Origin of the sequence: Streptomyces purpureus, from assembly GCF_014648195.1 — a bacterium.
Classification (GTDB): Bacteria; Actinomycetota; Actinomycetes; order Streptomycetales; family Streptomycetaceae; genus Streptomyces; species Streptomyces purpureus.
Window position 1 is genome coordinate 503,851 of the sequence record NZ_BMQQ01000001.1, and the last position, 22,121, is coordinate 525,971.

Sequence of the window (22,121 nt, forward strand, 5' to 3'; positions counted from 1 at the left end):
AGACTCGCCACCGCGCGCCGCCACCACCATCCATGTCATCGGGCGGCGCCCACCGACCAGTTGAGGGGAGCCCGGCCGTGCGTCACCGCACCCGCGTCGCCGTTCCCCCGTCACGGTACGACGTGATCCTGGTGTCTCCGGAGCTCCGATGCCGGCCGCGCGGCCGCCGTCGGACGCCCGTGACGAACATCTGACCCCCGCCTGCCCGTCGAGGCTTCCGGCCGCGCCCGCCCGTCCCGTCACGGGCCGCCGCGTGCCGCGCCGACGACACCGCGGGGCCCTCGTCCCGGCCTGGCCCCAGGCCGCCGTGACGCCGTCTCGTCCGGGAATCGCGCCGCCCTGTTCGTACCACCGCGAAAGGCCACCGGCCGTGCGTACCCACACCCTTCAGCCCCGCCACGCCCTCTCCCTCGTCCGCAACCTGGGCATCCTCGCCCATGTCGACGCGGGCAAGACCACCCTCACCGAGCGGATCCTCTACGTCACCGGAGCCACCCACAAGCGGGGCGAGGTCCACGACGGCACCACCGTCACCGACTTCGACCCGCAGGAACGCGACCGTGGCATCACCATCTTCGCCGCCGCCGTCAGCTGCGACTGGGACGGCCACCGCGTCAACCTCATCGACACCCCCGGCCACGTCGACTTCTTCGACGAGGTCGAGCGGTCGCTGCGGGTCCTCGACGGCGCGATCGCGGTGTTCGACGCCGTCGCGGGCGTCGAACCGCAGAGCGAGGCGGTGTGGCGGCAGGCGGACCGGCACGGCGTCCCGCGGATCGCCTTCGTCAACAAGCTCGACCGTGCCGGCGCCGACCTCGACACCGCCATCGCCTCCATCCGCGAACGGCTGCACACCGTCCCGCTCGTGGTCCAGATGCCGATCGGCCAGGAGGACGCCTTCACCGGCGTGGTGGACCTGTTGCGCATGACCGCCCTGCACTGGGACGGCGGCACGTACGAGCGGCGCCCGGTGCCCGATGCCCTGCGCGACGAGGCGCTGCGCCGCCGCCGGATCCTGGAGGAGGCGGTGGCCGAACTCCACCCGGAGGCGCTGGAGGAGTTCTGTGCCACGTCGACGCTGTCCGAACGGACGCTGGCCACGGCCTTGCGGGAAGTGACCATGTCCGGTGAGGGAGTTGTCGTGCTGTGCGGCTCGGCCTACCGTGACCGGGGGATCGAACCGCTCCTGGAGGCCGCCGTCGCCTACCTCCCCTCACCGCTCGACGTGCGGCCGGTGCGCGGCACCCACGGCGGCGCGGTGGAGGAGAGGGCCGCCGACCCGGCGGCGCCGCTCGCGGCCCTCGCCTTCAAGGTGACCGCGACCGCCACCGGGCGGCTGACCTACCTGCGCGTGTACTCGGGAACGATCCGGAAGGGAGACGCCGTGCTGGACACGGGAACACACCGCACCGAACGCGTCGGCCGGATCCTGCGCGTGCAGGCCGACCGCCACGAGGACGTGGACCGGGCCGTCGCCGGGGACATCGTCGCCGTGATCGGGCTGAAGACCGCCCGCCCCGGCACGACGCTGTGCACCCCCTCGGCGCCGCTCGCCCTGGAACCGCCCACCGTGGCCGACCCGGTCGTCTCCGTGGCGGTCGAGGCGGCCCGGAGTCTGGACACCGACCGGCTGGCGACGGCGCTGGCCCGGCTCGCGGAGGAGGACCCCTCCCTCACCGTCCGCACCGACCCCGAGACCGGGCAGACGCTGCTGTCCGGCATGGGCGAACTGCACCTGGAGGTGGCGGTGGAGAAGATCCGGCGCGCCCACGGCCTCGACGTCGCCGTCGGCCGGCCGCAGGTGGCCTACCGCGAGACGGTCACCCGCGGGGTCACCGGACTGCTCTACCGGCACGTCAAACAGGAGGGAGGCGCGGGCCAGTTCGCGCACGTCGTCCTCGACGTCGAGGCGCTGGAGCCCACCGGGGACGGCGCCGCGGACCGTAAGGACCACGGCGACGCCGGGCACTTCGTGTTCCGGTCGACGGTCACCGGCGGCAGGGTGCCGCAGGAGTACGTCCGGGCCGTGGAGGCCGGCTGCCGTGACGCGCTGACCGAAGGCCCCCTCGGCGGCCACCCGGTCACCGGGCTGCGCGTCACCCTGACCGACGGGGCGACCCACTCCAAGGACTCCTCCGAGATGGCGTTCCGCACGGCAGGCCGCCTCGCGCTGCGGGAGGCCCTGCGCCGGGCCGGGACGGCGCTGCTGGAACCGGTGGTCGATGTCACGGCCACCGTCCCGGGCGACGCCGTCGGCGGGGTCCTCGGCGACCTGGCGGCCCGCCGCGGCCGGGTCACCGGCCAGAGCGTACGGGCCGGTACGGCCGTGGTCACCGCGACCGTACCGCTGGCCGAACTGTTCGGCTACGCCTCGCGGTTGCGCGGTCGTACCCAGGGTCGGGGCACCTTCACCACCCGCCCCGCCGGATACGCCCCCGCCCCGCGGGTCGGCTGACGACCGGCAGGGGCCCCGGCCGCCGCACGCGGCCGGGGCCCTCGCTCCCTGCGCGGTCATGTGCCCGGCAGCGGGTCCTGCTCCACCTGGTGTTCGGCGGCCGCGCGGGGCCGCCGGGCCGGGTCGCAGTTGGGCCCGTAGCCGGTGAGCCGGGAGTCGGGATCGGTGAGTTCCCGGCCGCAGCGCCGGCAGTAGCGGTGCCGGTAGCCGGTGACCGGGTCGTCGACCAAGGTGGGCTGGTTCGCGGGGAGTCGGGCCATATCACCAGTGTCCCGGCACCTACGCCGGTGCGGGGGCAGGGGGGTTGGCGCACGCATCTGGCCCCCACTGGTACCAAGTAGGTACCCTCACGCCATGCCGTCCTTGAACATCACCTTCACCGACGAGGAGCTGGAGGAAGTCCGCGCCGCCGCGGCCGCCGAAGGCAAGTCCCTCAAGCAGTTCGTCCACGACCTGCCCCTGCGTGAGCGCCGCCGGAGGCAGTTCGTCCGCTATGCCCTCAACTGGGGCGAGCAGCACCGGGCCGAGTTCGACGACGCCTTCCCCGACGAGGTCCCGCCCGCCGACCGACGACACGGAGCCGACGCCGCCTGATGGCCCTCCACATCGACGTGGCCTGGCTTCTCGACGTGCAGGAACAGGCCGTCCCCGAAGACGTCTCCGTCGCCGACTACTCCGCCCTCGTCGCGGCCGTCGCCCGCCACAAGACGCGCATCCCCCGCCCCACCACCGCCGAGCCCGACCCCGCCTGGCGGGCCGCGGCGCTCCTCGACACCCTCGTCCGCCTCCAGCCGCTGCCGTACCGCAACTCCCTCTACGCCTGCCAGGTCGCCGTGGCCTACATGCACGCCTCCGGCGAGGGCATCGACCCGCCCTACGGGGCGCTGGTGGAACTCGTCCGCGCCATCCACGAGGGCAAATCCACCGTCTACCAGGCGGCCGACCTCATCCGCGCCTGGCGCATCTGATCTCCCGCGCCTAGGGTCCCTGTACTCGGACGGTCCGACGATGGAGACGTGCCAGGGGGGTATTCCTGGCCGAACTCCAAGGACCGCAAAAGCTGTTGAAGACCGCCGACAAGGCGTGCTGAGGGGGAGGACGATGGAACGCCAGGGACAGGTGGTGGCGCTGCTCGACGCGAGCGGCACCTTCTTCAAACCGGCACGGGACGCGTTCCCGGACGCGGACGACGGCGACTGGGCCCGGGCGGCCCTCCTCGACCCGGGCGCGGCCGGCCCGGACGGGGCATGGCGGCTCGACTTCCGGTGCTTCGCCGTGGCCCGGCCCGGCGGACGGTGGGTCCTGGTCGACGCGGGGGTCGGCCCGGCGCAGGGGCCCGGCGCGGACTGGTGCCCGGTGCCGGGCAGGCTGCCCCAGGCCCTGGGCGAGGCCGGGATCGACCCGGCCGACGTGGAGACGGTGGTGCTGACGCACCTTCACGAGGACCACGTGGGCTGGACCTGCGGACCGGACGGGCTGCCCTGCTTCCCCGATGCCCGCTACGTCGTCCAGCGCGCCGAGACCCGCGCCCTGGACCCGGCCGACCCGGTGTGGGACTGGACGGTCGAGCCGCTGCGCCGCTCCGGACAGCTTCACGAGGTGGACGGCCGCCACCGGCTCGCCACCGGCCTGGATCTGATCCCCACCCCCGGACACACCCCAGGTCACCAGTCGGTGCTGGTCCGGCAGCCGGACGGCCGAGACGTGATGATCACCGGCGACGCGCTGGTCCACGCCGTCCAGTGGGGAAACCCGGCGGTGACCTACGCCCACGAACGCGACCCCGACACCGCCCGTCTCTCCCGGCGGACCCTGCTGACCGAGGCGGCCGACCGCGGAGCGGTCCTCGCCACGGCCCATCTGACACGCCCCTTCGTGGAACCCGTGCCCGCGCCCTGAGGAGGCGGACGCGGCGGGGCGGCAGAAAACCGGAGCCCCCAACGTGCGTTGGGGGCTCCGTCCCGGTTCAGCTGCCCGAGCTGGTCGCGACCGCGTTGCGCCAGACCGTCAGGTCCAGGGTCATGTACGTACTGGGCGACTCCTCCGGGGAGAAGCCCTGGACCGTCAGCAGCCCCAGGTGACCCGTCCCGGTGGTGACGCAGACCTGGCGCCCCTTCGCGAGCTTGGTCACATAGATGTTCTGGGTGAACCGGGTCTCCGCGCGGCAGGCCTCAAGAGAGCCTTCCTGGCCCGGATCGAGCAGCACGAGGTTCCCGCCGGAGCTCTCCGCGTCGATGTAGCCGCCGGTGTCGTAGGACAGTTCGTAATTGCCGTCCTCACCCTCCTGCGGCCGCACGTTGTCGTCGCCGAGCGTCAGGTGGTAACCGGCGGTGAGGTTGATGTTCTTGTAGTCGACGGGCGTGGGATCGGGCTTCGGCTCCTGGTCCGGCTTGGAGTCCGGCTTGGCGGAGGAGCCGCTGTCCTTGCCGCCGCCCGTCTGCTTGCCCGGCGACGAGCTGCCGCCCTGCGTCGAACCGCCGGACCGCGTCTCCTTCCCGTCGCCCTTGAGCAGGTAGTACGCCGTACCGGCGCCCGCGCCCGCGAAGACCAGTACGGCGGCGAGCGCGAGGATCAGGCCGCGCTTGCCCTTGCTCTTGCCCTTCGGCGGCTGCGGCTGCGGCGCACCGGGGTGGCCGAGGTGGCCGGGGTACGTCGGGCCGTGCGCCGCGTGCGGGGCCGGGGCGGCCTGAGTCGGGGGGTAGCCGTACGGGTGGGGCTGGCCCTGGGGCTGCGCGTGCGGCTGTGTCACCGGCGCCGGGTACTGCGCCGGGGGCTGAGGAGGCTGCTGCGCCGCGGGCGGCCCGTACCCCGGCGGCGGGGTGGCCGGCGTCGCCGGTGCGGTGGGGGAGTAGGCCGCGGGCGGGGCGCTCGGGGCGCTCGGGACGGCCGTCGGCGCGCCGGCCGTCGGCGCCGCCGTCGGGGGCGGCGGGGTCTGGGCCGGGGCGGGCGCCGCCGCCCGTCCCGCGATGTCCGCGCTGACCGTGCCGGGCAGCCAGTCCTCCGGACGGCGCAGCACCGTCTGCGCGTTCGCCGACTGGCACAGCGCGATGACCTCGGCGATCGACGGCCTGGCCGCCGGATCCTTGGCGAGGCAGCGGGTGACCAGCTCCTTCAGCCGCTCCGGCACCCCGGTCAGGTCCGGCTCCTCGTGGACGATGCGGTAGAGCACGCCGTGCGAGGTCCCCTCGCCGAAGGCCGGGGAGCCGGCCGCCGCGTACGCCGCGACCTGGCCGAGGGCGAAGATGTCGGTGGCCGGGGTCACCCGGCGTCCGGCGGCCTGCTCCGGGGCCATGAACGACGGCGTGCCGATGGTGACCCCGCTGCCGGTGAGCGAGGTCGCGTCGGCGGCGTAGGCGATGCCGAAGTCGATGACGCGGGGGCCGTCGGCGGCGAGAAGCACGTTGGACGGCTTGAGGTCGCGGTGCACGATGCCCGCGCCGTGGATCACATGGAGCGCCTCGGCCATGCCGGCGACCAGCAGCAGCACCGTCTCGACGGGCAGGGCGCCGTGGGCGGCGACCGCGTCGGCGAGCGAGGGCCCCGGCACGTACGCGGTGGCGAGCCAGGGGTGCGCGCCCTCCGTGTCGGCGTCGATGACGGGCGCCGTGAACAGCCCCTGCACCCGCTGCGCGGACTGCACCTCCTGCGCGAACCGGCGGCGGAACTCGGCGTCCTCGCCGAACTCCGGCCGGATCACCTTGATGGCCACCGGCCGCCCGCCGGGCGTGTACGAGAGATACACCTTGCCCATGCCGCCCGCGCCGAGCCTGGCGGCCAGCCGGTATCCGGCGATCGTCTTGGGATCGTCCTCCGCGAGCGGCTGGAAGACCTGAGAGGCACCTCCCCGCTCCGGCTGCTGACCACTCATCAACTCACGTCTCCCCGTGCAAGGTCACTATCGAACGGCGGCACCCTATCCAAGGAAGTGCCCCCGGCGCCTGTCGGGTCGTGACCTCCGCCGTCTGTTCCGCTTTCAGCGTGTGGCCCGGTCTGCTGCTTCCCGGGTGATGTCGGCGTAGAGGCGGAAGAGGGCCGGGCGGGCTTCGCCGCTGTCTCGTTCGTGCAGGGCCGCCCAGCACCGGGCGATGAGTTCCCGGGCCTGGGTGCCGGGCCAGGGCTGGGGCAGGAGCTGAGGCGGCAGCAGCGGGTCGGGCTCCATGGCGCGGGTGAGTTCGGCGGCCAGCTCGACGGCGATGGTGAGGAGTGCGGATGGGGAGAGTCCGTCAGGGCCGGTGAGCCGCGCGAGGCGAGGCCGGGCGAGGCGGCTGAGACGGTGGTAGCGGGCGGCGATCTCCTGCAAGGGCCACAGGCGGCGGGCGAGTTCGGCAGGCTCTTGGGTGTCGCCCCTGCGCAGGTCCGTCGTGGTGAGGAGCGTGAGCGCGCCATGGGCGCCGAGGCGGTGGGCCGCTTCTTCGACGTACGGTTCCCAGATGTTGGCGCAGACGTACAGTCCGCCCTGGAGCGGGGCGCCGCCGAGGTGGACGAGCGTCTCGCGCAGGGAGTCCCTGGCCGTGCGCGCCGATTCGGGCACCGCGAAGGCGGCCAGGTGCCAGACACCGTCCCAGGGCGCGAGCCCGGCGTCCTGCTGGAATGCGTGCCGGAGGAAGTCCGCGTTGGGGGCGAGGGCACGCGTGGTGTCCGCGGTCGCGTGCAACTGCGCCTTGCGGCCTCGGCCCTGATGGGTGAACCGGCCTTCGGTCACGAGGCGTTTGACGCACAGTCGCACCTGCTGGTCGCTCATGCCCAGGGTGTTGGCGACGGTGTACAGCTCGTCCGCGTCGACGGTGCCGTCTTCGCGGATCAGCGCGTGGACGAGCATACGGGTGGGGATCTCGACATGGTCGGTCATGGTGTGCACAGTCCTCTCGGCCCGTTCGCCTCGATGGGGCGGAGCATGATGGTCACCGCGCCGAACCCGAGCAGCCCGCGCAGGTAGGGCGTGCTCTCGGTCCGTACGGCCGTGAAGTCGCGCCGCTCGTAGAGGGCCCTGGCGCGTGGGTTGACGTCGATCACGTCCAGTCTGATCTCCCGGCAGTCCTGCTCCGCCGCGACGGCGGCCACTTCCTCGATGAGCAGGCTTCCGACGCCGCGGCCGCGTATGGCCGGGTCCACGGCAATGCCGTCCATGACGAGCTGCCCGGGGGCCGGGTGGCGTTCGAACATGGCGAGGAGCAGGAGTCGGTGCAGTCCTCGCAGGTGTCCGTACGCGCGCAGCACGGCGGAGGCCGATCCCCCGGTGAGGGCCCGGCCGCCGAGCTGGTAGCCGGCGAGGCCGACGAGCTGCCCGTCGAGGAGCGCGCACACTGCGCGATCGGCGTTCAGATGGGCGGTGAGGAAGGTCACCGCCTTGTCCGGCGGGTTCAGGGCGGGGCCGAGTTTGCGGCCGAAGGCCTCCCAGTACAGCTCGGCCGCCCGCCGCTCGGCTCCGGCCGGAACGCCCCGCCGGACTGCCACCGGTCCCGTGCCGGTGCCCGTCGCGTCCAATCCCATGTCGTGCCCCCCCCCTTTTCTCGCTGCAACCTCCCCTCAAAGCTATCACTCTCAAGACGATCGTTGATGCGGTGATAGTTTTGGTGTTGCGTAAACCCAAACAGAGGCGGTCAGATCCCATGTGTCCAAAGATCCAGCCCCGACGGCGCGGGCTCCGCATCGCCGTGTGGTTACTCGTCCCGGTCCTGGTCGTGGCCGCCGGTCTCGTCGGTGTGGTGCTGTGGCAGAACTCCTACGACATGGACGAGCAGCGGGTCTCGATCCGCCACGGCGGCCACACCCTCAACGGTGTACTGGCCACCCCCAAGGACGGCCGCAAGCGCCACGGCCTGATCGTGTACGTCCACGGCGACGGCCCCATCGGCGCCACCCATGACGACGGTTACAAGCCCATGTGGGAAGCGAACGCCAAGGCCGGGTACGCCTCCTTGTCCTGGGACAAGCCCGGTGTCGCGGGCGCACCGGGCAACTGGCTCGACCAGTCCATGGACGACCGGGCCGACGAGGCAGCCACCGCCATCGCCTGGGCGCGCGCCCGCCCGGACATCGACGGCGACCGGATCGGTCTCTGGGGCGCCAGCCAGGCGGGCTGGGTCCTGCCGAAGGTCGCCGCCAAGACACCCGTGAGCTTCGTCATCGCCGTCTCGCCCGCGATCAACTGGCTCCAGCAGGGCCGCTACAACCTCCTCGCCGAACTGCGCGCCGACGGCGCCTCGGCAGCCCGCACCGAGGCCGAGATCGCCAAGAGCGACACCACCCGCCGGCTGCTGGGACGCCACGCGACCTTCTCCTGGGCGCGGTACATCCGTGAACCGTGCCTGGCCCGCTGGTCGGCCGTGGAGGAACGCCGGGCCCGGCAGCGGCTGCGGGCCCGGCTGGGGCTGCTGCGCGGCCTGCTTCACGCACGCGGGGAGGACGCGGCGCTCGCCGACACCGTGGACGTACCTCCGGCGCGGCACCGGCGCGACTCGCTCTGGAAGGCCTGACCCGGGGTCAGCCGGGGACGAGGCCGTCCTGGAGGCGTGCGAGGGCGGCGGAGCCCAGGTCGATTCCGAACTCCTCGGTCAGCAGGGCCGGCAGCTCGGCCGGGTGGATCTTCCGTTCGGTGCGGGTGCCGTCGGGAAGGGTAGTGGTCCGCAGGGAGCCGTCGAGCACGTCGTGCCGGCCGGCGGTGAACCGCTGGACGAACAGGCGCTTGGTGAAAGGCGAGCGGGGGTGCGTGCCGACGAAGTGGGAGCCGACCACGAAGTCGATCGCGTACTGCGGGTTGAGGGTGAAGGTGTGCCGGTCCACCCAGCCGTCGGGCCCGTACTCGTGCAGCCACCACTGGTCGATCCCGTCGGCGCCCTGGCGCCGGGCCAGACGGTAGCGCCAGCCGTCGAAGTCCGCCGCCGCGCCGTCGGCCAGCTCGACCGGGCCCAGCGGGCCGCCGCCGAACCCGACGTCACACAGCCACCTGCGGTCGTCGTCGGCGGCCGTCACCGCGAGCAGCGCGTGGGTGGCGGGCAGGATCTTGTCCCGGCCGAGCGTCACCCGTCCGCTCATCGCCGTGAACCGGAAGCCGAGCCGCTCCAGGGCGGCGGCGAACAGCACGACGTGCTCGTAGCAGTAGCCGCCCCTGCGGCCGCGCACCAGTTTGCGCTGGACGGACTCGACGTCCACGAGGACGGGTACGCCGAGCACGGCGTCGACGTTCTCGAACGGCAGCGAGGTGACGTGCGCGCGGTGCAGTGCGCGCAACGCCGCCAGCGTGGGGGCCCGCTCCCCGGTGTGACCGATACGGGTGAGATACGCGTCGAGGTCCAGCAGCTCACCGTGCCACCTGTCCCCGCGGTCCGTCTCCATCGTTGCCGCTTCCTCGTGTCCGCCTTTTCTCCGTGCTCGCATTCGAGCCGCTCCGGTCGTACCACACCCCGCTCCGGAGCCCCGCGCCCACCACGCGGCGAGGCCGGCGCGACACCCCGGTAGGTGTGACCCGGGGTGTGATGGGGAGTCGCGTAAGGGACGCTGACCCCAGCAACCGGAACGTCATGTTCCGGTCGTCGGCCGGACGGAGCCGCGCCGCGAGGAGCCGAGGACCCGAGGTGGCAGGTGGAAGGTGGCATACGCACGGAGCAGCTTGCGGGAGGCCCTGCGGGACTCCCGGCGCGAGACCTGGGCCGTGCTCGACCGGTGGCGCAGGGATCCGGCCGTCGTCCAGACCGTACGTTCCACGGCCGCCGCGACGATCTCGTACGTCGTCGCGCTCGGCGCCGTCCGGAGCCCGGCCCCGCCCCTGACGGCCCCGCTGACCGCCCTCCTCGTCGTCCAGGTCACCCTCTACTCGACGCTCACCACCGGCATCCGGCGGGTCAACTCCGTCGTCGTCGGCGTCCTGATCGCCATCGCCTTCAGCGCGCTGGTCGGGCTGACGTGGTGGAGCCTCGCGCTGATCATCCTCGCCTCGCTCGTGGTGGGCCGGATGGTCCGGGTGGACGAGTTCGTGCCCGAGGTCGCCATCAGCGCCATGCTCGTCCTCGGTGTCACCCAAGTGGCCGACACCGCCTGGGACAGGGTCCTGGAGACCCTGATCGGAGCGGTGGTGGGCCTGCTGTTCAACACCGTGCTCGCCCCGCCCGTCTGGGTGGGCCCGGCCGGAGAGTCGATCGAGGACCTCGCCCGCCGGATGCGGCAGCTCATGCTGAGCATCGGTGAGGAACTGAACAGCCCCACCCCCGTCGAGCGGGCCGCCGCCCGGCTCCACGAGGCCCGCCGCCTCGACAACGACGTCGCCGACGTGGACGCCGCCCTGCGGCAGGCCGAGGACAGCCTGCGCCTCAACCCCCGCGTCAAGGAGGGGCTGCTCCACCGCATCGTGCTCCGTACCGGCCTGGACACCCTGGAGATCTGCGCGGTCGTGCTGCGTGTGCTGGCCCGTACGCTCACCGACCTGGCCAAGGAACGCGGGCCGGTCGAGCGCTTCCCGCGCGAACTCGGCGTCGCCCTGGAGGAAACCCTCGGGCACCTCGCGGACACCCTCGTCAGCTTCGCCGTACTCGTCACCACACGGGTCAGCGAGAACGCCGACGAGGCCGAGGCCCGGCTGCACGGCGAACTCCAGGCAGCCCGGGCGAGCCGGGACAACACCGCGGCGCTGATGCTCGCCGTCGTCCAGCGCGAGCCGCGCCAGTGGCAGTTGTACGGGGCGCTGCTGACCGAGGTCGACCGGATCCTCGACGAACTCGACCTGGACCATCGCAGCCGCCGACTGATGGAGGAACTGGACCGCGCGACCCGTGAGCGCCGTGAGCGCCGCCGTCGGCGCCTGTCGGCCCTGCCCGCCCGGCTGCCCCGGGGGCGGGACGACAGGCGGCGCGAGGAGCGTCATGCGTCCGGAGACCGCTGAGGAAGGGACAGGGACACGGCATGAGTTCAGCACCTTCAGCGGCGACGGGGACCGTCACCACGAAGGTCCCGGCCCGGCTCGACCGGCTGCCCTGGTCGCGCTGGCACTGGATGATCGTCATCGGCCTCGGCACCGTCTGGATCCTCGACGGTCTGGAGGTCACCGTCGTCGGCTCGATGGCCGGCCGCCTCTCCGAGGAGGGCAGCGGCCTGCCCGTCACCGACGCCCAGGTCACCGGCATCGCCGCGGCGCTGTACGTGGCGGGGGCCTGCTCCGGTGCGCTCTTCTTCGGATGGCTGACCGACCGCTACGGCCGCAAGAAGCTCTTCCTCGTCACCCTCGCGGTCTACCTCGCCGCGACCGCCCTGACCGCGGTCTCGTACTCGGCCTGGTGGTTCTTCCTCTTCCGCTTCTTCACCGGTTTCGGCATCGGCGGCGAGTACGCGGCCATCAACTCCGCCATCGACGAGCTGATCCCGAGCAAGTACCGCGGCAGGGTGGACCTGATCATCAACGGCAGCTACTGGCTCGGTGCGGTCGGCGGCGCGCTGCTCTCCGTCGTCGCCCTGAACACCGACCTCTTCCCCAAGGACATCGGCTGGCGGCTCTCCTTCGGACTGGGCGTGGCCCTGGGGCTGGTGATCCTGCTGGTGCGCCGTCATGTGCCGGAGAGTCCGCGCTGGATGTTCATCCACGGCCGCTCGGAGGGCGCCGAGGAGCTTGTCGCCGGCGTCGAGCGGCGGATCGAGGAGGAGAAGGGCGTCACCCTGCCCGAGCCCGCCACCGCGATCACCATCCGGCAGCGCCGCGGCACCGGCTTCGTCGAGATCGGCCGCACGCTGATGCGCGCCTACCCCAAGCGGGCGGTGCTCGGCTTCTCCCTCTTCATCGGACAGGCCTTCCTCTACAACGCCATCACCTTCGGATTCGGCTCGATCCTGGTGACGTTCTTCGACGTGCCCACCGCCAGCACCGGCTACTTCTTCGCCGTCATCGCCTTCGGCAACTTCCTCGGCCCGCTGCTGCTCGGCCGGCTCTTCGACACGGTCGGCCGCCGGCCCATGATCGCGGGCACGTACATCCTCTCCGGGCTGCTGCTCTTCGGCACCGCCTGGCTCTTCGACAGCGGCCGGCTGGACGCCACGACGATGACGCTGTCCTGGTGCGCGGTGCTCTTCTTCGCGTCGGCCGGCGCCAGCTCCGCGTACCTCACCGTGAGCGAGATCTTCCCGATGGAGACCAGGGCGATGGCCATCGCCTTCTTCTACGCCACCGGCACGGCGGCCGGCGGCATCTCGGGTCCGCTGCTCTTCGCCGGCCTCACCGAGAGCGGGGTCGTCTCCGACGCGGTCCTGGCCTTCTCCATCGGCGCGGCCCTGATGGTCGCGGCCGGACTGGTCGCGCTGTTCTTCGCGGTGGCGGCCGAGGGGAAGGCGCTGGAGGAGATCGCCCGGCCCCTGTCGCAGACGCGGGAGGAGGGGGAGGCGGCGGCCACCGCGGGCCCGACCGAACCGGCCACCACGAGCTGACCGCACGGGCCGGGGCGGGCCAGGTGTGACCGGCGGCATGAGCCGGCCACGCCGCGGGCACGGGCGGCCCGTGAAGGGGCCGCGGCGTGGCCGGAATTGTCGGCAGGCGCGCCGACCATGCCGTACGGGCTGGTAGCTTCCGGTATTTGATCTTGGTCCGTGCTCGGGGGAACGAACGACGGACCCGATCAGCGCATCCGACCACCCCGCACACAAGGAAGCCTCTTGATACGCGCCGCCCGCACGACCACCACGGCCCTCGCGCTCGCCGTGGCCCTGCTCCCCGCCGCCCCGGCCGTCGCCGACCACGACCCGGCCGCCGCGCGCACCACCACCGCCACTTCCGCCACTCCTCACCTCGACGCCGTCGAGCAGACTTTGCGTCAGGTCTCGCCTGGCCTCGAAGGCCCGGTCTGGGAGCGCACCGACGGCAACCAGCTCGACGCCTCCACTCCGGGCGGCGCCGACTGGCTGATCCAGACCCCGGGCTGCTGGGGCGACGCGACGTGCGCCGACCGCCCCGGCACCCGGCGGCTTCTCGCCAAGACGACGGAGGACATCGCGCGGGCCAGACGCAGCGTCGACATCTCCACCCTGGCACCCTTCCCCGACGGCGCGTTCCAGGACGCGATCGTGGCCGGCCTTAAGGCCTCGGCCGAGGCCGGCAACCGGCTGGAGGTACGGATCCTGGTCGGCGCGGCGCCGATCTACCACGCGAACGTCCGCCCCTCGGCGTACCGCGACGAACTCGTCACCAAGCTCGGCCCGGCGGCGCGCAGCATCACCCTCAACGTCGCCTCGGCCACCACCTCGAAGACGGCCTTCTCCTGGAACCACTCCAAGCTGCTGGTGGTCGACGGAACGTCCGTGATGACCGGCGGCATCAACAGCTGGAAGAAGGACTACCTCGACACCGCCCACCCGGTCGCCGACGTCAACCTCGCGCTGACCGGTCCCGCCGCCGCGTCGGCTTCGAAGTACCTCGACACGCTGTGGGACTGGACCTGCCGCAACAAGAACAACTGGGCCAGCGTCTGGTTCGCCGCGTCCAACGGCGCCGACTGCAAGCCCACCCTCCCGCGCGACCAGGCGGTCACCGGCCGGGCAGCCGGTGGCGCCTCCGGTGGCGGCCAGGGAGTCCCGGTCATCGCCGTCGGCGGTCTCGGCGTAGGCATCCGCGAGAGCGACCCCACCTCCCCCTTCCGCCCCACCCTCCCCACCGCGTCCGACACCAAGTGCGTGGTCGGCCTGCCCGACCGGACGAACGCCGACCGCGACTACGACACCGTCAACCCGGAGGAGAGCGCCCTGCGCACGCTCGTCGCCTCCGCCCGCGGCCACATCGAGATCTCCCAGCAGGACATGAACGCGACCTGCCCGCCGCTGCCCCGCTACGACATCCGCCTCTACGACGCCCTCGCCGACCGGCTCGCCGCCGGCGTCAAGGTCCGTATCGTCGTCAGTGACCCGGCCAACCGCGGGGCCGTGGGCAGCGGCGGCGGCTACTCCCAGATCAAGTCGCTCAACGAGATCAGCGACGTCCTGCGCGGCCGCCTCACCGCGCTCACCGGCGACCGCGGGCGCGCCCAGGCCGCCCTGTGCTCCGGCCTCCAGCTGGCCAGCTTCCGCAGCGCGCAGAGCCCGACCTGGGCCGACGGTCACCCCTACGCCCAGCACCACAAGCTGGTCTCCGTCGACGGCTCCGCCTTCTACATCGGCTCCAAGAACCTGTACCCGGCCTGGCTCCAGGACTTCGGATACGTCGTGCAGAGCCCGGCGGCCGCCCAGCAGCTGACCGACGGTCTGCTCGCCCCGCAGTGGCAGTACTCCAGGGCCACGGCCACGTACGACTACGAGCGCCGCATCTGCCAGGCCTGACGGCCTTCCCCGGCCCGCATCCGGCGGGCCGGGGACCCCCGTTCCAGGCGCTTCCCGGCGGCGCGCCGAGACGCAGCGGAATGTACGAAGAGTGACAACTTCGGATCGTATTCTCACGGAAAGTGAGATGCCGATCCGAGGAGACACCGTGCCCGGTCCGTCCGCCCTGTCCGCCGCCGCACAGAGCACGCGCCTTCTGGAGCTGCTCGCCGGTCTCGACCCCCGTATCTGGGACATTCTGAACCCCCGTCAGCCGGTCCTCGTCGCCGGGGCCGTGGCCTCGGCCCGGATGCGGAGCGACGGCCGGGAAGGCGGCGGGGAGGCCGAACTCAATCCCCAGCCGCTGCCGCCCGCGGAGGCGCTGCGCCTCGCCGTCCTCGGCACGGCCAACGCCGTCGCCGAGGCGACGATCGCGGCCAGCCTGTCCGGAGCCGAGCCGCACGCCATCCTGCGGGAGGTCGGCGACGACATCTGCCCCACCCCGCCGCACTTCCCCTGGCCCAGAAGGTGGCCGGTCCCGCCGCAACTCCACGCGCGGTACGCCGCCGACGGCGCGACCGTCGCCCCGTCGATCCAGGCCCTGTACGCCCTGGTCTTCCAGGGCTACGCCGACCGCACCACGGACGACGGCCTGGCCAAGGCCTTCGGCCAGCTTGCCGACCGCATCCTCGACGAGGCGCTGAAGGCCACGGACGGGGCCATCCGCTGATTGGCCGCCGCCGCGATCCTGGACGTGACCGGCGGTGACGTCAACGACGAGCTGCTCGCCGTACGCGACACGGTGCCCCGTATCACCGGTGCCCCCGCGCGCACGTTCCGGCAATGGGCCGCGGAGAACGCCCACCGCATGGCGGACACCGGAAACTGACGCGGGGGCACGCCCGGGTCAGGGCCGGAGCAGGGCGCAGACGAACTCCTCCTGGACCGCCCGGGCCTTGGCGAGCAGCTTGGGGTCGAGCGTGAGCTGGCTGTTGACGCTGAAGGTCAGGGAGCGGCTGCCGTCCCTGGTGGCGGCGGCGAACTGGGTGTAGCCGGGGAAGTTGCCGGTGTGGCCGTAGACCGGGCCGCACCGCGTGGTGTAGCGGAAGATGCCCAGTCCGGCGTCGTTGGCTCCCGGCCCGGCCGGCTCCGAGGCGCCGCCGGGGACGAAGGTCAGCTGCTGCCGGTGGGTCTTCTTGGAGACCAGCTTGCCGCCCGCGTAGCCGCGGATGAAGAGGTTCAGGTCCCTCGGGGTGGAGACGATGCCGCCGGACGCCCACACGCCCGACGCGCTGATCAGTTCACTGACGTCCTCCGGCGGGTCGGGCGGCTCGACCGCGTAGCCGCGCAGATAGGGCTCGGCCAGCGCCCAGCCCGACGGGAGGCTGGTGCGCTTGAGGCCGAGGGGGTGGTACACGAGCTCCTTGAGGAGGTCCTCGTAGCTGCGCCCGGTGACGGCCTCGGCCATGAGGGCGACGGCGATGTTGTCGGAGTTGGAGTACTGGTAGCGCGAGCCCGGATCGAAGAGCAGCTGCTGGTCGGCGACGAAACCGATCAGGCGGCGGGAGTCGAACTGGTGGCGGATGTCGGCGGTGAGGTACGCGAGGAAGGCGCGGTCCTGGCTGAAGTCGGGCAGTCCGCTGGTGTGGTTCAGCAGCTGACGCAAGGTCACGGCATGCCAAGCGGCCGGCTGTGCGGGCAGGACCTCGCCGATGGTGGAGTCGAGCCGGATGCGCCGCTCGTCGACCAGCCGCAGGGCGACGGCGCTGCTGAAGGCCTTCGCGACGCTGGCGATCCGCATGTGGTCGGTGGCCTGCGGGTCCCGTCCGGTGGCCAGGTTGCCGGACCCGGCGTCCACGATCTGGCGCTGTCCCTGTCCCCGGTCGAGGACGGCGATCGCCCCGGGCGGTCCTCCAGGGCTGTCGACGAGTTCCTGAAGCAGCTGCTGGAGCTTCGCGTCCGGCGCCGGTGGCTCGGCGGTCCGTACGCGCTGCGGGCTCTGGCCGGCCTGGGCCGCCGGGACGAGGCCGCCGACCGCCGCCGCGGCGGCCAGCGCGGCGACGGCGAGGCGCAGCCGGGAACGGCGACGGGATCGGGACGGGAGTGTACGCACGGGCAACCTCCTGGGGGCGCTGGCCGGGCGAGACGCCGGCCGCCGGTTCGTGCGACTCAGCATCGGCCCGGCGGGCCGCGGCCGCCTTGGCGGTGCGCCATCCGGCCGAGGACCGTCCCTCTCGAACGCCGGTGGCGGGCACATGAGTACGGGTACTCATGTGCCGGCCCCGCGCCCCTGGCGAGGATGAGCGGTATGAACCTGCCCGTCGCACCACCCGCCTTCGACGCCACCGCCGGCGCCAGGTCCCGCGCCGGCCGGGGCGTCGACATCGCCGCCGGCTGCGGCCTGGTGTTCCTCGAACTGATCGCCCTGGTGCTGATCGCCGGAGCGTGGTTCATGTCCGGCTTCACCCTCGACCCCCAGGACGATGTCGAAGCCGATCCCCTGGGGGTCTATCTGGGCGTCGCCGGGGGAGTCGGTGTCCTGGCGGTCGTCGCCGCCGCGTTCGCCGCCCGGGCCGGAGCGATGGTGACCGTCGTCAGCCAGGGCGTCATGGCCGCGCTGATCGCCGCCCTCGTCTTCGGCGGAGCCGTCCTGCAGAACCACGAGGACAACCGGGAGCCGCCCCGGAACGCGTGCGCCGACTCCCCCTCCGCCCCGTGGTGCAACGGCTGACCGCACGGCCCGCCCCGCTCCTGGCGGGGCCCCCTCCCCGTACGGGTGAAAGGCGGACCGGCGTACCGGCTTTTGGCCTTCCGCGGATCCGCCCATGGCGGAGACTCAGGTCCGGCCAAGCCCTGATGCCCACGGAGGCGAGCATGCCCTTCGACCCGACCGACCCCGACACCTTCGACGACCTCGACGACGTGCTGTACGCCTCCGACTTCGCCGTCGAAGCCCCGGAGACCGACCGCGTCGAACAGGCCCAGGTCGTGGAGTTGAACGACGACGACTACCGCTGAGGCGGCGCGTCGTCCCCGGCCCCGTCGACCAGCCGGAAGGAGACGAGGACGACGGGGCTGTCGTCGTCGACCGGCGTCCCCGTCCGCTGCCAGTACCGGCGGTGGGCGGAGCGCCAGTGCTCGACGGAGGTGAAGCCCTCCCCCTCGGCCTGCGCGAACTCCCACGAAACCTCGGCGAACGGCACTGTCTCCACCCCGGTGACGGCGACCGTCGCGGCGACCCGCCCGTCGTTCCCGAGCACCGCGAGCCGTTCACCGACGTACTCCAGCCCCTCGGTCTCCAACTGGTACTCCTCCAGCGTCCCGGCGGTCGCGGTCTTCACCCCCGCCACCACCAGCGCGGTGAGCTCCTCCCGCATGGCACCGGGCGTACCCAGCTCCAAGGTCCGCATTCCGTCGACGCGAGGCCACATGAGGCCCGTCCTTTCGCTCTTCTGTCCGAGCCTCCATGGTCCTACGGGGCGCAGGCACGCCCGCCGCCCCCCTGCTACAACTCCGCGTTCTGCCTGCGGGCGTGCAGGGTGCGGGCCACCCGGGGGCCCAGCCAGCGCTTGAGGCGGCGCAGGGAGTCGAGGCGGGTCGTCGCCTGGTCGAGGTGGTAGTAGAGCTGCGGCGGGACGTACGGCAGCAGGGGGGAGTGGCGCTGGCCGAGGAGGGCGAACATCTGGGGTGGGGACAGGCGGATGTAGCGGGGGAGGTTCTCGTACCACTGGGCGCTGTGGCGTGCCGCGCTCTGGACGGGCAGCAGGGCCGCGCGGCGCTGCCGTTCGTAGCGGGCCAGGGCCGTGGAGGTGTCCGGCGCGGTGTGCAGGGCGTCGGTGAGGCAGATCGCGTCCTCCAGGGCCAGGGTGGTGCCCGCGCCGATGGAGTAGTGGGTGGTGTGGGCCGCGTCGCCGAGCAGGACGAGGTTGTCGCGGTACCAGCTGCGGTTGGTGAGCGTACGGAAGTTCAGCCACTGCGCGCTGCCGTCCGCGCTGGACCGGCCGATCAGCGGGTGGCCGTCGAGGATGTCGGCGAACAGTTTCTCCAGCAGGCCAAGGCCGTCGGCCTCGTTCGTCCGGTCGAGCCCGAGGCCCGTCCAGGTCGCGGGTGAGCACTCCACGACACAGGTGCTGTGGTCCGCGCCGAAGCGGTAGGCGTAGCACCAGATCCAGCCGTGCTCGGTCTCCACGAAGGAGAAGGTGAAGGAGTCGAAGACGCGGGTCGTGCCCAGCCAGATGTACGGGTTGCGGCCGACCGCGACCCGGGTCCCGAAGTGGTCGGCGTACCGCTCGCGCAGCCCGCTGTGGACCCCGTCGGCGGCCACCACCAGATCGGCGTCCGGGAGCTCGGCGCCGGGGAGCAGCTCCCGCTCGAACTCCACCCGTACGCCGAGCGCCTCGGCCCGCCGGGTGAGCACCTCCAGCAGCTGCCGGCGGCCGATCCCGAAGCCTTCGTCGCCGTGGTGCACGGTCCGCTCGCCCCGTACGTGCGCGACCCCGTCGCTCCAGCGGACCGAGCCGTCCGCGATCGCCCGCGCGGACTCCGGGTCGTACGCCTGGAGCCGGTCGAGCAGGCCCGCCCAGTACGTCACTCCCCAGCCGTACGTGGATCCGGCCGGATTGCGTTCGAGGACGGTGATGTCGTGGGACGGGTCCCGCAGCTTCATCAGGATCGAGAAGTACAGGCCGGCGGGCCCGCCGCCGACGCAGGCGACCTTCACGGAGGCTCCCAGGGGTCCAGGTGTGACGCAAGGTGATCGATGGAGAGCGCAGGGTAGCAGCTGCGGCGGACGGCGGCCCCGCCGCGCGGGAGGGGAAGGCGCGACGGGACCTGAGCGGCGGGTGCCCGGCGCGCGCCGACTCATGCGGACCGGGCCCCACCTGCGGAGAAGGGCGGCGGGGGACCGGGGTCGCGGGCCGCTTGCCCGGCGCGGGGCGTGCACACCCGTGCGCTCTTGTACGGGTCATCAGGAACCCGCGCCACCCCACCCGGGCCGCCGATGCACGCGCCCCCGTGCGGCCCGCAGGCGCCTCCCCCCGTACGGGCCACCAGCACGCGCGCCCCCTCGCCCCCGCGCGCTGCAATGGACGGGTGACCGTCCCGCCCGACGACTGCCTCGCGCGCAACGAATGGATCTGTGGTGCCTATCTGTCCACCCGGCGGGAGATCCTCTGGGACGCCACCCTCCAGCACATCCAGCTGACCCTGGTCTCCGTCGCCCTCGGGGTCCTGATCGCAGTGCCGCTCGCCGTCGCCGCCCGCCGCACCCGCTGGGCCGCCGGGCCCGTGCTCGGGGTCACCACCGTGCTCTACACGATCCCCTCGCTCGCGATGTTCTCGCTGCTGCTCCCGGTGTACGGGCTCTCGGCGGCCCTCGTCGTCGCCGGGCTCGTCCTCTACTCGCTCACCCTTCTCGTACGGAACATCCTCGCCGGGCTCAGGGCCGTGCCCGAGGAGACCCGGCAGGCGGCCCGTGGCATGGGCTACGGGCCCGTCCGGCTGCTGCTCGCCGTCGAACTGCCGCTCGCCCTGCCCGCCGCGATGGCCGGGCTGCGGATCGCTACCGTCTCCGCCGTCTCGCTCGTCACCATCGGGGCGATCGTCGGCCACGGCGGCCTCGGCAACCTGATCTACTCCGGCATGAACACCTACTTCAAGGCGCAGGTCCTCACCGCCTCCGTCCTCTGCGTGATCATCGCCGTCGCCGCCGACCTGCTCCTCCTCGGCGTCCAGCGGCTGCTCACCCCGTGGACCCGCGAGAACCGGGCGCGGGCCCGGTGAACACCCTCTCCGCCACCTGGGAGTGGCTCACCACCGCCGCAAACTGGTCGGGCGACAACGGCGTCTGGCGCCGCCTCGGCGAGCACCTCTTCCTCACCGTCGTCTGCCTCGCCCTCAGCTGCCTGATCGCCCTGCCCGTCGCCCTGGTCCTCGGCCACCTCGGCAAGGGCGGCGCGCTCGCCGTCAACATCTCCAACGCCGGGCGGGCCGTGCCCACCTTCGCCGTCCTCGTCCTGCTCCTGCTCAGCCCGATCGGCGGGCACGGACAGTGGCCGACGATCATCGCCCTGGTGCTGTTCGCCGTGCCGCCGCTGCTCACCAACGCCTACGTGGGGATGCGGGGCGTCGACGCCGACGTCGTACGGGCGGCCCGGGGGATGGGCATGACCGGCCGCCAGATGCTGTTCGGGGTGGAGCTGCCGCTCGCCATGCCGCTGATCCTGACCGGGGTACGGATCGCCGCCGTGCAGCTCGTCGCCACCGCGACCGTCGCCGCGCTCGCCGGCGGTGGCGGCCTTGGCCGGATCATCACGGCCGGGTTCAATCTCGCCTCCACCCCCCAGGTGGTGGCGGGGGCGGTGCTCGTGGCGGTGTTCGCCCTGCTGGTGGAGGGCGTCTTCGAAGGGGCGCGGCGGCTCGCCCCGCAGCGGGGCGGGCCGGGATGAGCGGCCGCCGGAGAAGGCGCGGCGGCCGAGCGGTGACGGCGGCGCTGCTGGCGCTCACGGCCGGCGGCTGCACCGGCGGCCCCTCGCTGGAGAACCAGGGCGAGATCACCGCCCCGCCGGGCGACAGCCGCCGCCTCACCATCGGCTCGGCCGGATTCACCGAGAGCGACCTGCTCGCCCAGATGTACGCGCTCCTGCTCGAACAGGCCGGCTACCGCACCAAGATCCTCTCCGTCACCAACCGGGAGATCTACGAACCGGCCCTGGAGAGCGGTCAGATCGACGTCGTGCCCGAGTACGCCGCGACCTTCGCGGACTGGCTCAACGCCAAGGTGAACGGCCCCGACGCGCCGACCGTCGGCTCACCTGACCTCGCCACCACGATGGCGGCGCTGCGCACGCTGGCCACTCCGCGCGGCCTGACCGTCCTCGACCCGGGCAAGGCAGTGGACCAGAACGCCTTCGCGGTGGCGCGCGGCTACGCCCGAAAGCACAGGCTGCGTACGCTCAGCGACCTCGGCGCCGCGAAACTGCCCGTACGGCTCGCGGCGGGCGACGAATGCGTGCGGCGGCCGTACTGCGCTCCCGGGCTGAGGAAGACGTACGGGATCGACGTCACCGGCGTCGATCCGAAGGGGGTGGGCACCACCCAGGCCAAACAAGCCGTCCAGGGTGGCCAGGTCCAGATGGTGCTCACCACCACCACGGACGCCACCCTGGACGACTTCGGACTCGTGCTGCTCACAGATGACAAGCATCTGCAGAACGCCGACCACATCGTGCCGGTGGTCAACCGCTCGCGGGCCGGCGGCGCGGGCGTGACCCGGGCGCTGGGCGCCCTCAACCGCGTACTCACCACGGCCGATCTGGCATCCCTGAACGAACAGGTGGACAGCTGGCGACGTCTTCCGGAAGACGTCGCCAGCTCCTACCTGCGGTCCAGGGGTCTGCTTCGGTGA

The 22,121-nt window shown here is 72.7% G+C and carries 23 protein-coding genes; 15 read left to right on the forward strand and 8 right to left on the reverse strand.

Going from position 1 to position 22,121, the window contains the following annotated elements; genetic code table 11:
• Window positions 1-370: 370 nt before the first annotated feature.
• Window positions 371-2,455 (forward strand): elongation factor G, encoded by a 2,085-nt coding sequence (gene fusA / locus IEZ01_RS02235; protein ID WP_189199532.1) that lies wholly within the window; start codon window positions 371-373, stop codon window positions 2,453-2,455.
• 56 nt (window positions 2,456-2,511) lie between these two features.
• On the opposite strand, the gene IEZ01_RS02240 is transcribed toward fusA, so the two are convergent.
• Complete coding sequence (locus IEZ01_RS02240; RefSeq protein ID WP_019891123.1) at window positions 2,512-2,715, reverse strand: DUF6011 domain-containing protein; 204 nt, start codon at window positions 2,713-2,715, stop codon at window positions 2,512-2,514.
• 94 nt (window positions 2,716-2,809) lie between these two features.
• Here IEZ01_RS02240 and IEZ01_RS02245 point away from each other — a divergent pair, with 94 nt between their 5' ends.
• The 3 genes from IEZ01_RS02245 to IEZ01_RS02255 all read left to right on the forward strand — a co-directional run bounded on the left by IEZ01_RS02245 (window position 2,810) and on the right by IEZ01_RS02255 (window position 4,354).
• Window positions 2,810-3,049: a type II TA system antitoxin, ParD family gene (locus IEZ01_RS02245; protein ID WP_019891125.1), complete on the forward strand. Its 240-nt coding sequence runs from the start codon at window positions 2,810-2,812 to the stop codon at window positions 3,047-3,049.
• Entirely contained in the window at window positions 3,049-3,423 is a 375-nt protein-coding gene (locus tag IEZ01_RS02250; RefSeq protein ID WP_019891126.1) for a hypothetical protein, read from the forward strand. The genes IEZ01_RS02245 and IEZ01_RS02250 overlap by 1 nt, the downstream gene beginning before the upstream one ends.
• A gap of 133 nt (window positions 3,424-3,556) precedes the next feature.
• Window positions 3,557-4,354, forward strand: coding sequence for an MBL fold metallo-hydrolase (locus IEZ01_RS02255; protein WP_019891127.1), 798 nt, complete (start codon window positions 3,557-3,559; stop codon window positions 4,352-4,354).
• Window positions 4,355-4,421: 67 nt separating this feature from the next.
• Here IEZ01_RS02255 and IEZ01_RS02260 read toward each other — a convergent pair whose 3' ends face one another.
• The 3 genes from IEZ01_RS02260 to IEZ01_RS02270 form a co-directional block, all read right to left on the reverse strand.
• Window positions 4,422-6,323: a protein kinase domain-containing protein gene (locus IEZ01_RS02260; RefSeq protein WP_189199534.1), complete on the reverse strand. Its 1,902-nt coding sequence runs from the start codon at window positions 6,321-6,323 to the stop codon at window positions 4,422-4,424.
• Window positions 6,324-6,428: 105 nt separating this feature from the next.
• Window positions 6,429-7,304 carry a PaaX family transcriptional regulator C-terminal domain-containing protein gene (locus IEZ01_RS02265; RefSeq protein WP_019891129.1) on the reverse strand — a complete coding sequence of 292 codons (876 nt, stop codon included), beginning with the start codon at window positions 7,302-7,304 and terminating at the stop codon, window positions 6,429-6,431.
• Window positions 7,301-7,945, reverse strand: coding sequence for a GNAT family N-acetyltransferase (locus tag IEZ01_RS02270; RefSeq protein ID WP_189199537.1), 645 nt, complete (start codon window positions 7,943-7,945; stop codon window positions 7,301-7,303). Before IEZ01_RS02270 ends, IEZ01_RS02265 begins: the two co-directional genes overlap by 4 nt.
• A 119-nt stretch (window positions 7,946-8,064) precedes the next feature.
• On the opposite strand from IEZ01_RS02270, the gene IEZ01_RS02275 reads away from it, so the two are divergent.
• A complete protein-coding gene (locus IEZ01_RS02275; RefSeq protein ID WP_078513464.1) occupies window positions 8,065-8,931 on the forward strand; it encodes an alpha/beta hydrolase family protein in 867 nt (288 codons plus the stop codon).
• Between the two features lie 7 nt (window positions 8,932-8,938).
• Here IEZ01_RS02275 and IEZ01_RS02280 read toward each other — a convergent pair whose 3' ends face one another.
• Window positions 8,939-9,790, reverse strand: coding sequence for an arylamine N-acetyltransferase family protein (locus tag IEZ01_RS02280; RefSeq protein WP_189199539.1), 852 nt, complete (start codon window positions 9,788-9,790; stop codon window positions 8,939-8,941).
• 286 nt (window positions 9,791-10,076) lie between these two features.
• Here IEZ01_RS02280 and IEZ01_RS02285 point away from each other — a divergent pair, with 286 nt between their 5' ends.
• From IEZ01_RS02285 to IEZ01_RS02305, 5 genes are all read left to right on the forward strand, one after another.
• Window positions 10,077-11,330 carry an FUSC family protein gene (locus tag IEZ01_RS02285; protein ID WP_040875823.1) on the forward strand — a complete coding sequence of 418 codons (1,254 nt, stop codon included), beginning with the start codon at window positions 10,077-10,079 and terminating at the stop codon, window positions 11,328-11,330.
• 20 nt (window positions 11,331-11,350) lie between these two features.
• Complete coding sequence (locus tag IEZ01_RS02290) at window positions 11,351-12,859, forward strand: MFS transporter (RefSeq protein WP_189199541.1); 1,509 nt, start codon at window positions 11,351-11,353, stop codon at window positions 12,857-12,859.
• A 225-nt stretch (window positions 12,860-13,084) separates the two neighbouring features.
• Window positions 13,085-14,737, forward strand: a complete 1,653-nt coding sequence (locus IEZ01_RS02295) for a phospholipase D-like domain-containing protein (protein WP_189199543.1) — start codon at window positions 13,085-13,087, stop codon at window positions 14,735-14,737.
• Window positions 14,738-14,885: 148 nt separating this feature from the next.
• Window positions 14,886-15,446: a hypothetical protein gene (locus IEZ01_RS02300; protein WP_229832606.1), complete on the forward strand. Its 561-nt coding sequence runs from the start codon at window positions 14,886-14,888 to the stop codon at window positions 15,444-15,446.
• Entirely contained in the window at window positions 15,447-15,605 is a 159-nt protein-coding gene (locus tag IEZ01_RS02305; protein WP_019891139.1) for a hypothetical protein, read from the forward strand.
• 18 nt (window positions 15,606-15,623) lie between these two features.
• On the opposite strand, the gene IEZ01_RS02310 is transcribed toward IEZ01_RS02305, so the two are convergent.
• Complete coding sequence (locus tag IEZ01_RS02310) at window positions 15,624-16,829, reverse strand: serine hydrolase domain-containing protein (protein WP_019891140.1); 1,206 nt, start codon at window positions 16,827-16,829, stop codon at window positions 15,624-15,626.
• A 195-nt stretch (window positions 16,830-17,024) separates the two neighbouring features.
• Between IEZ01_RS02310 and IEZ01_RS02315 the strand changes: the two genes are divergently transcribed.
• Window positions 17,025-17,447, forward strand: a complete 423-nt coding sequence (locus tag IEZ01_RS02315) for a DUF6234 family protein (RefSeq protein WP_189199547.1) — start codon at window positions 17,025-17,027, stop codon at window positions 17,445-17,447.
• A 143-nt stretch (window positions 17,448-17,590) separates the two neighbouring features.
• Complete coding sequence (locus IEZ01_RS02320; protein WP_169393002.1) at window positions 17,591-17,734, forward strand: hypothetical protein; 144 nt, start codon at window positions 17,591-17,593, stop codon at window positions 17,732-17,734.
• Here the strand turns inward: IEZ01_RS02320 and IEZ01_RS02325 are convergent.
• Together IEZ01_RS02325 and IEZ01_RS02330 are read right to left on the reverse strand one after the other, a co-directional pair.
• On the reverse strand, window positions 17,725-18,147 hold the full coding sequence (locus tag IEZ01_RS02325) for an ASCH domain-containing protein (protein ID WP_040875234.1): 423 nt from the start codon (window positions 18,145-18,147) through the stop codon (window positions 17,725-17,727). The two genes, IEZ01_RS02320 and IEZ01_RS02325, sit on opposite strands and share 10 nt — an antisense overlap.
• Before the next feature lie 74 nt (window positions 18,148-18,221).
• The gene (locus tag IEZ01_RS02330; protein ID WP_189199549.1) at window positions 18,222-19,436 is read right to left on the reverse strand and encodes an FAD-dependent monooxygenase; all 1,215 of its coding nucleotides are present in this window, start codon (window positions 19,434-19,436) and stop codon (window positions 18,222-18,224) included.
• Window positions 19,437-19,807: 371 nt separating this feature from the next.
• On the opposite strand from IEZ01_RS02330, the gene IEZ01_RS02335 reads away from it, so the two are divergent.
• Genes IEZ01_RS02335 through IEZ01_RS02345 form a run of 3 tightly spaced genes read left to right on the forward strand, consistent with a single transcriptional unit; the run spans window position 19,808 to window position 22,121 of the window.
• The gene (locus IEZ01_RS02335) at window positions 19,808-20,497 is read left to right on the forward strand and encodes an ABC transporter permease (protein WP_019891145.1); all 690 of its coding nucleotides are present in this window, start codon (window positions 19,808-19,810) and stop codon (window positions 20,495-20,497) included.
• The gene (locus IEZ01_RS02340; protein WP_019891146.1) at window positions 20,494-21,162 is read left to right on the forward strand and encodes an ABC transporter permease; all 669 of its coding nucleotides are present in this window, start codon (window positions 20,494-20,496) and stop codon (window positions 21,160-21,162) included. The genes IEZ01_RS02335 and IEZ01_RS02340 overlap by 4 nt, the downstream gene beginning before the upstream one ends.
• Complete coding sequence (locus IEZ01_RS02345) at window positions 21,159-22,121, forward strand: ABC transporter substrate-binding protein (RefSeq protein ID WP_040875235.1); 963 nt, start codon at window positions 21,159-21,161, stop codon at window positions 22,119-22,121. Before IEZ01_RS02340 ends, IEZ01_RS02345 begins: the two co-directional genes overlap by 4 nt.

Coding starts and splice junctions, on each gene's coding strand:
- IEZ01_RS02240 (WP_019891123.1), bottom strand. CDS start 2,715: ATGGCCCGACTCCCCGCGAACCAGCCCACCTTGGTCGACGACCCGGTC.
- IEZ01_RS02245 (WP_019891125.1), top strand. CDS start 2,810: ATGCCGTCCTTGAACATCACCTTCACCGACGAGGAGCTGGAGGAAGTC.
- IEZ01_RS02250 (WP_019891126.1), top strand. CDS start 3,049: ATGGCCCTCCACATCGACGTGGCCTGGCTTCTCGACGTGCAGGAACAG.
- IEZ01_RS02255 (WP_019891127.1), top strand. CDS start 3,557: ATGGAACGCCAGGGACAGGTGGTGGCGCTGCTCGACGCGAGCGGCACC.
- IEZ01_RS02260 (WP_189199534.1), bottom strand. CDS start 6,323: ATGAGTGGTCAGCAGCCGGAGCGGGGAGGTGCCTCTCAGGTCTTCCAG.
- IEZ01_RS02265 (WP_019891129.1), bottom strand. CDS start 7,304: ATGACCGACCATGTCGAGATCCCCACCCGTATGCTCGTCCACGCGCTG.
- IEZ01_RS02270 (WP_189199537.1), bottom strand. CDS start 7,945: ATGGGATTGGACGCGACGGGCACCGGCACGGGACCGGTGGCAGTCCGG.
- IEZ01_RS02275 (WP_078513464.1), top strand. CDS start 8,065: ATGTGTCCAAAGATCCAGCCCCGACGGCGCGGGCTCCGCATCGCCGTG.
- IEZ01_RS02280 (WP_189199539.1), bottom strand. CDS start 9,790: ATGGAGACGGACCGCGGGGACAGGTGGCACGGTGAGCTGCTGGACCTC.
- IEZ01_RS02290 (WP_189199541.1), top strand. CDS start 11,351: ATGAGTTCAGCACCTTCAGCGGCGACGGGGACCGTCACCACGAAGGTC.
- IEZ01_RS02315 (WP_189199547.1), top strand. CDS start 17,025: ATGAACCTGCCCGTCGCACCACCCGCCTTCGACGCCACCGCCGGCGCC.
- IEZ01_RS02320 (WP_169393002.1), top strand. CDS start 17,591: ATGCCCTTCGACCCGACCGACCCCGACACCTTCGACGACCTCGACGAC.
- IEZ01_RS02325 (WP_040875234.1), bottom strand. CDS start 18,147: ATGTGGCCTCGCGTCGACGGAATGCGGACCTTGGAGCTGGGTACGCCC.
- IEZ01_RS02345 (WP_040875235.1), top strand. CDS start 21,159: ATGAGCGGCCGCCGGAGAAGGCGCGGCGGCCGAGCGGTGACGGCGGCG.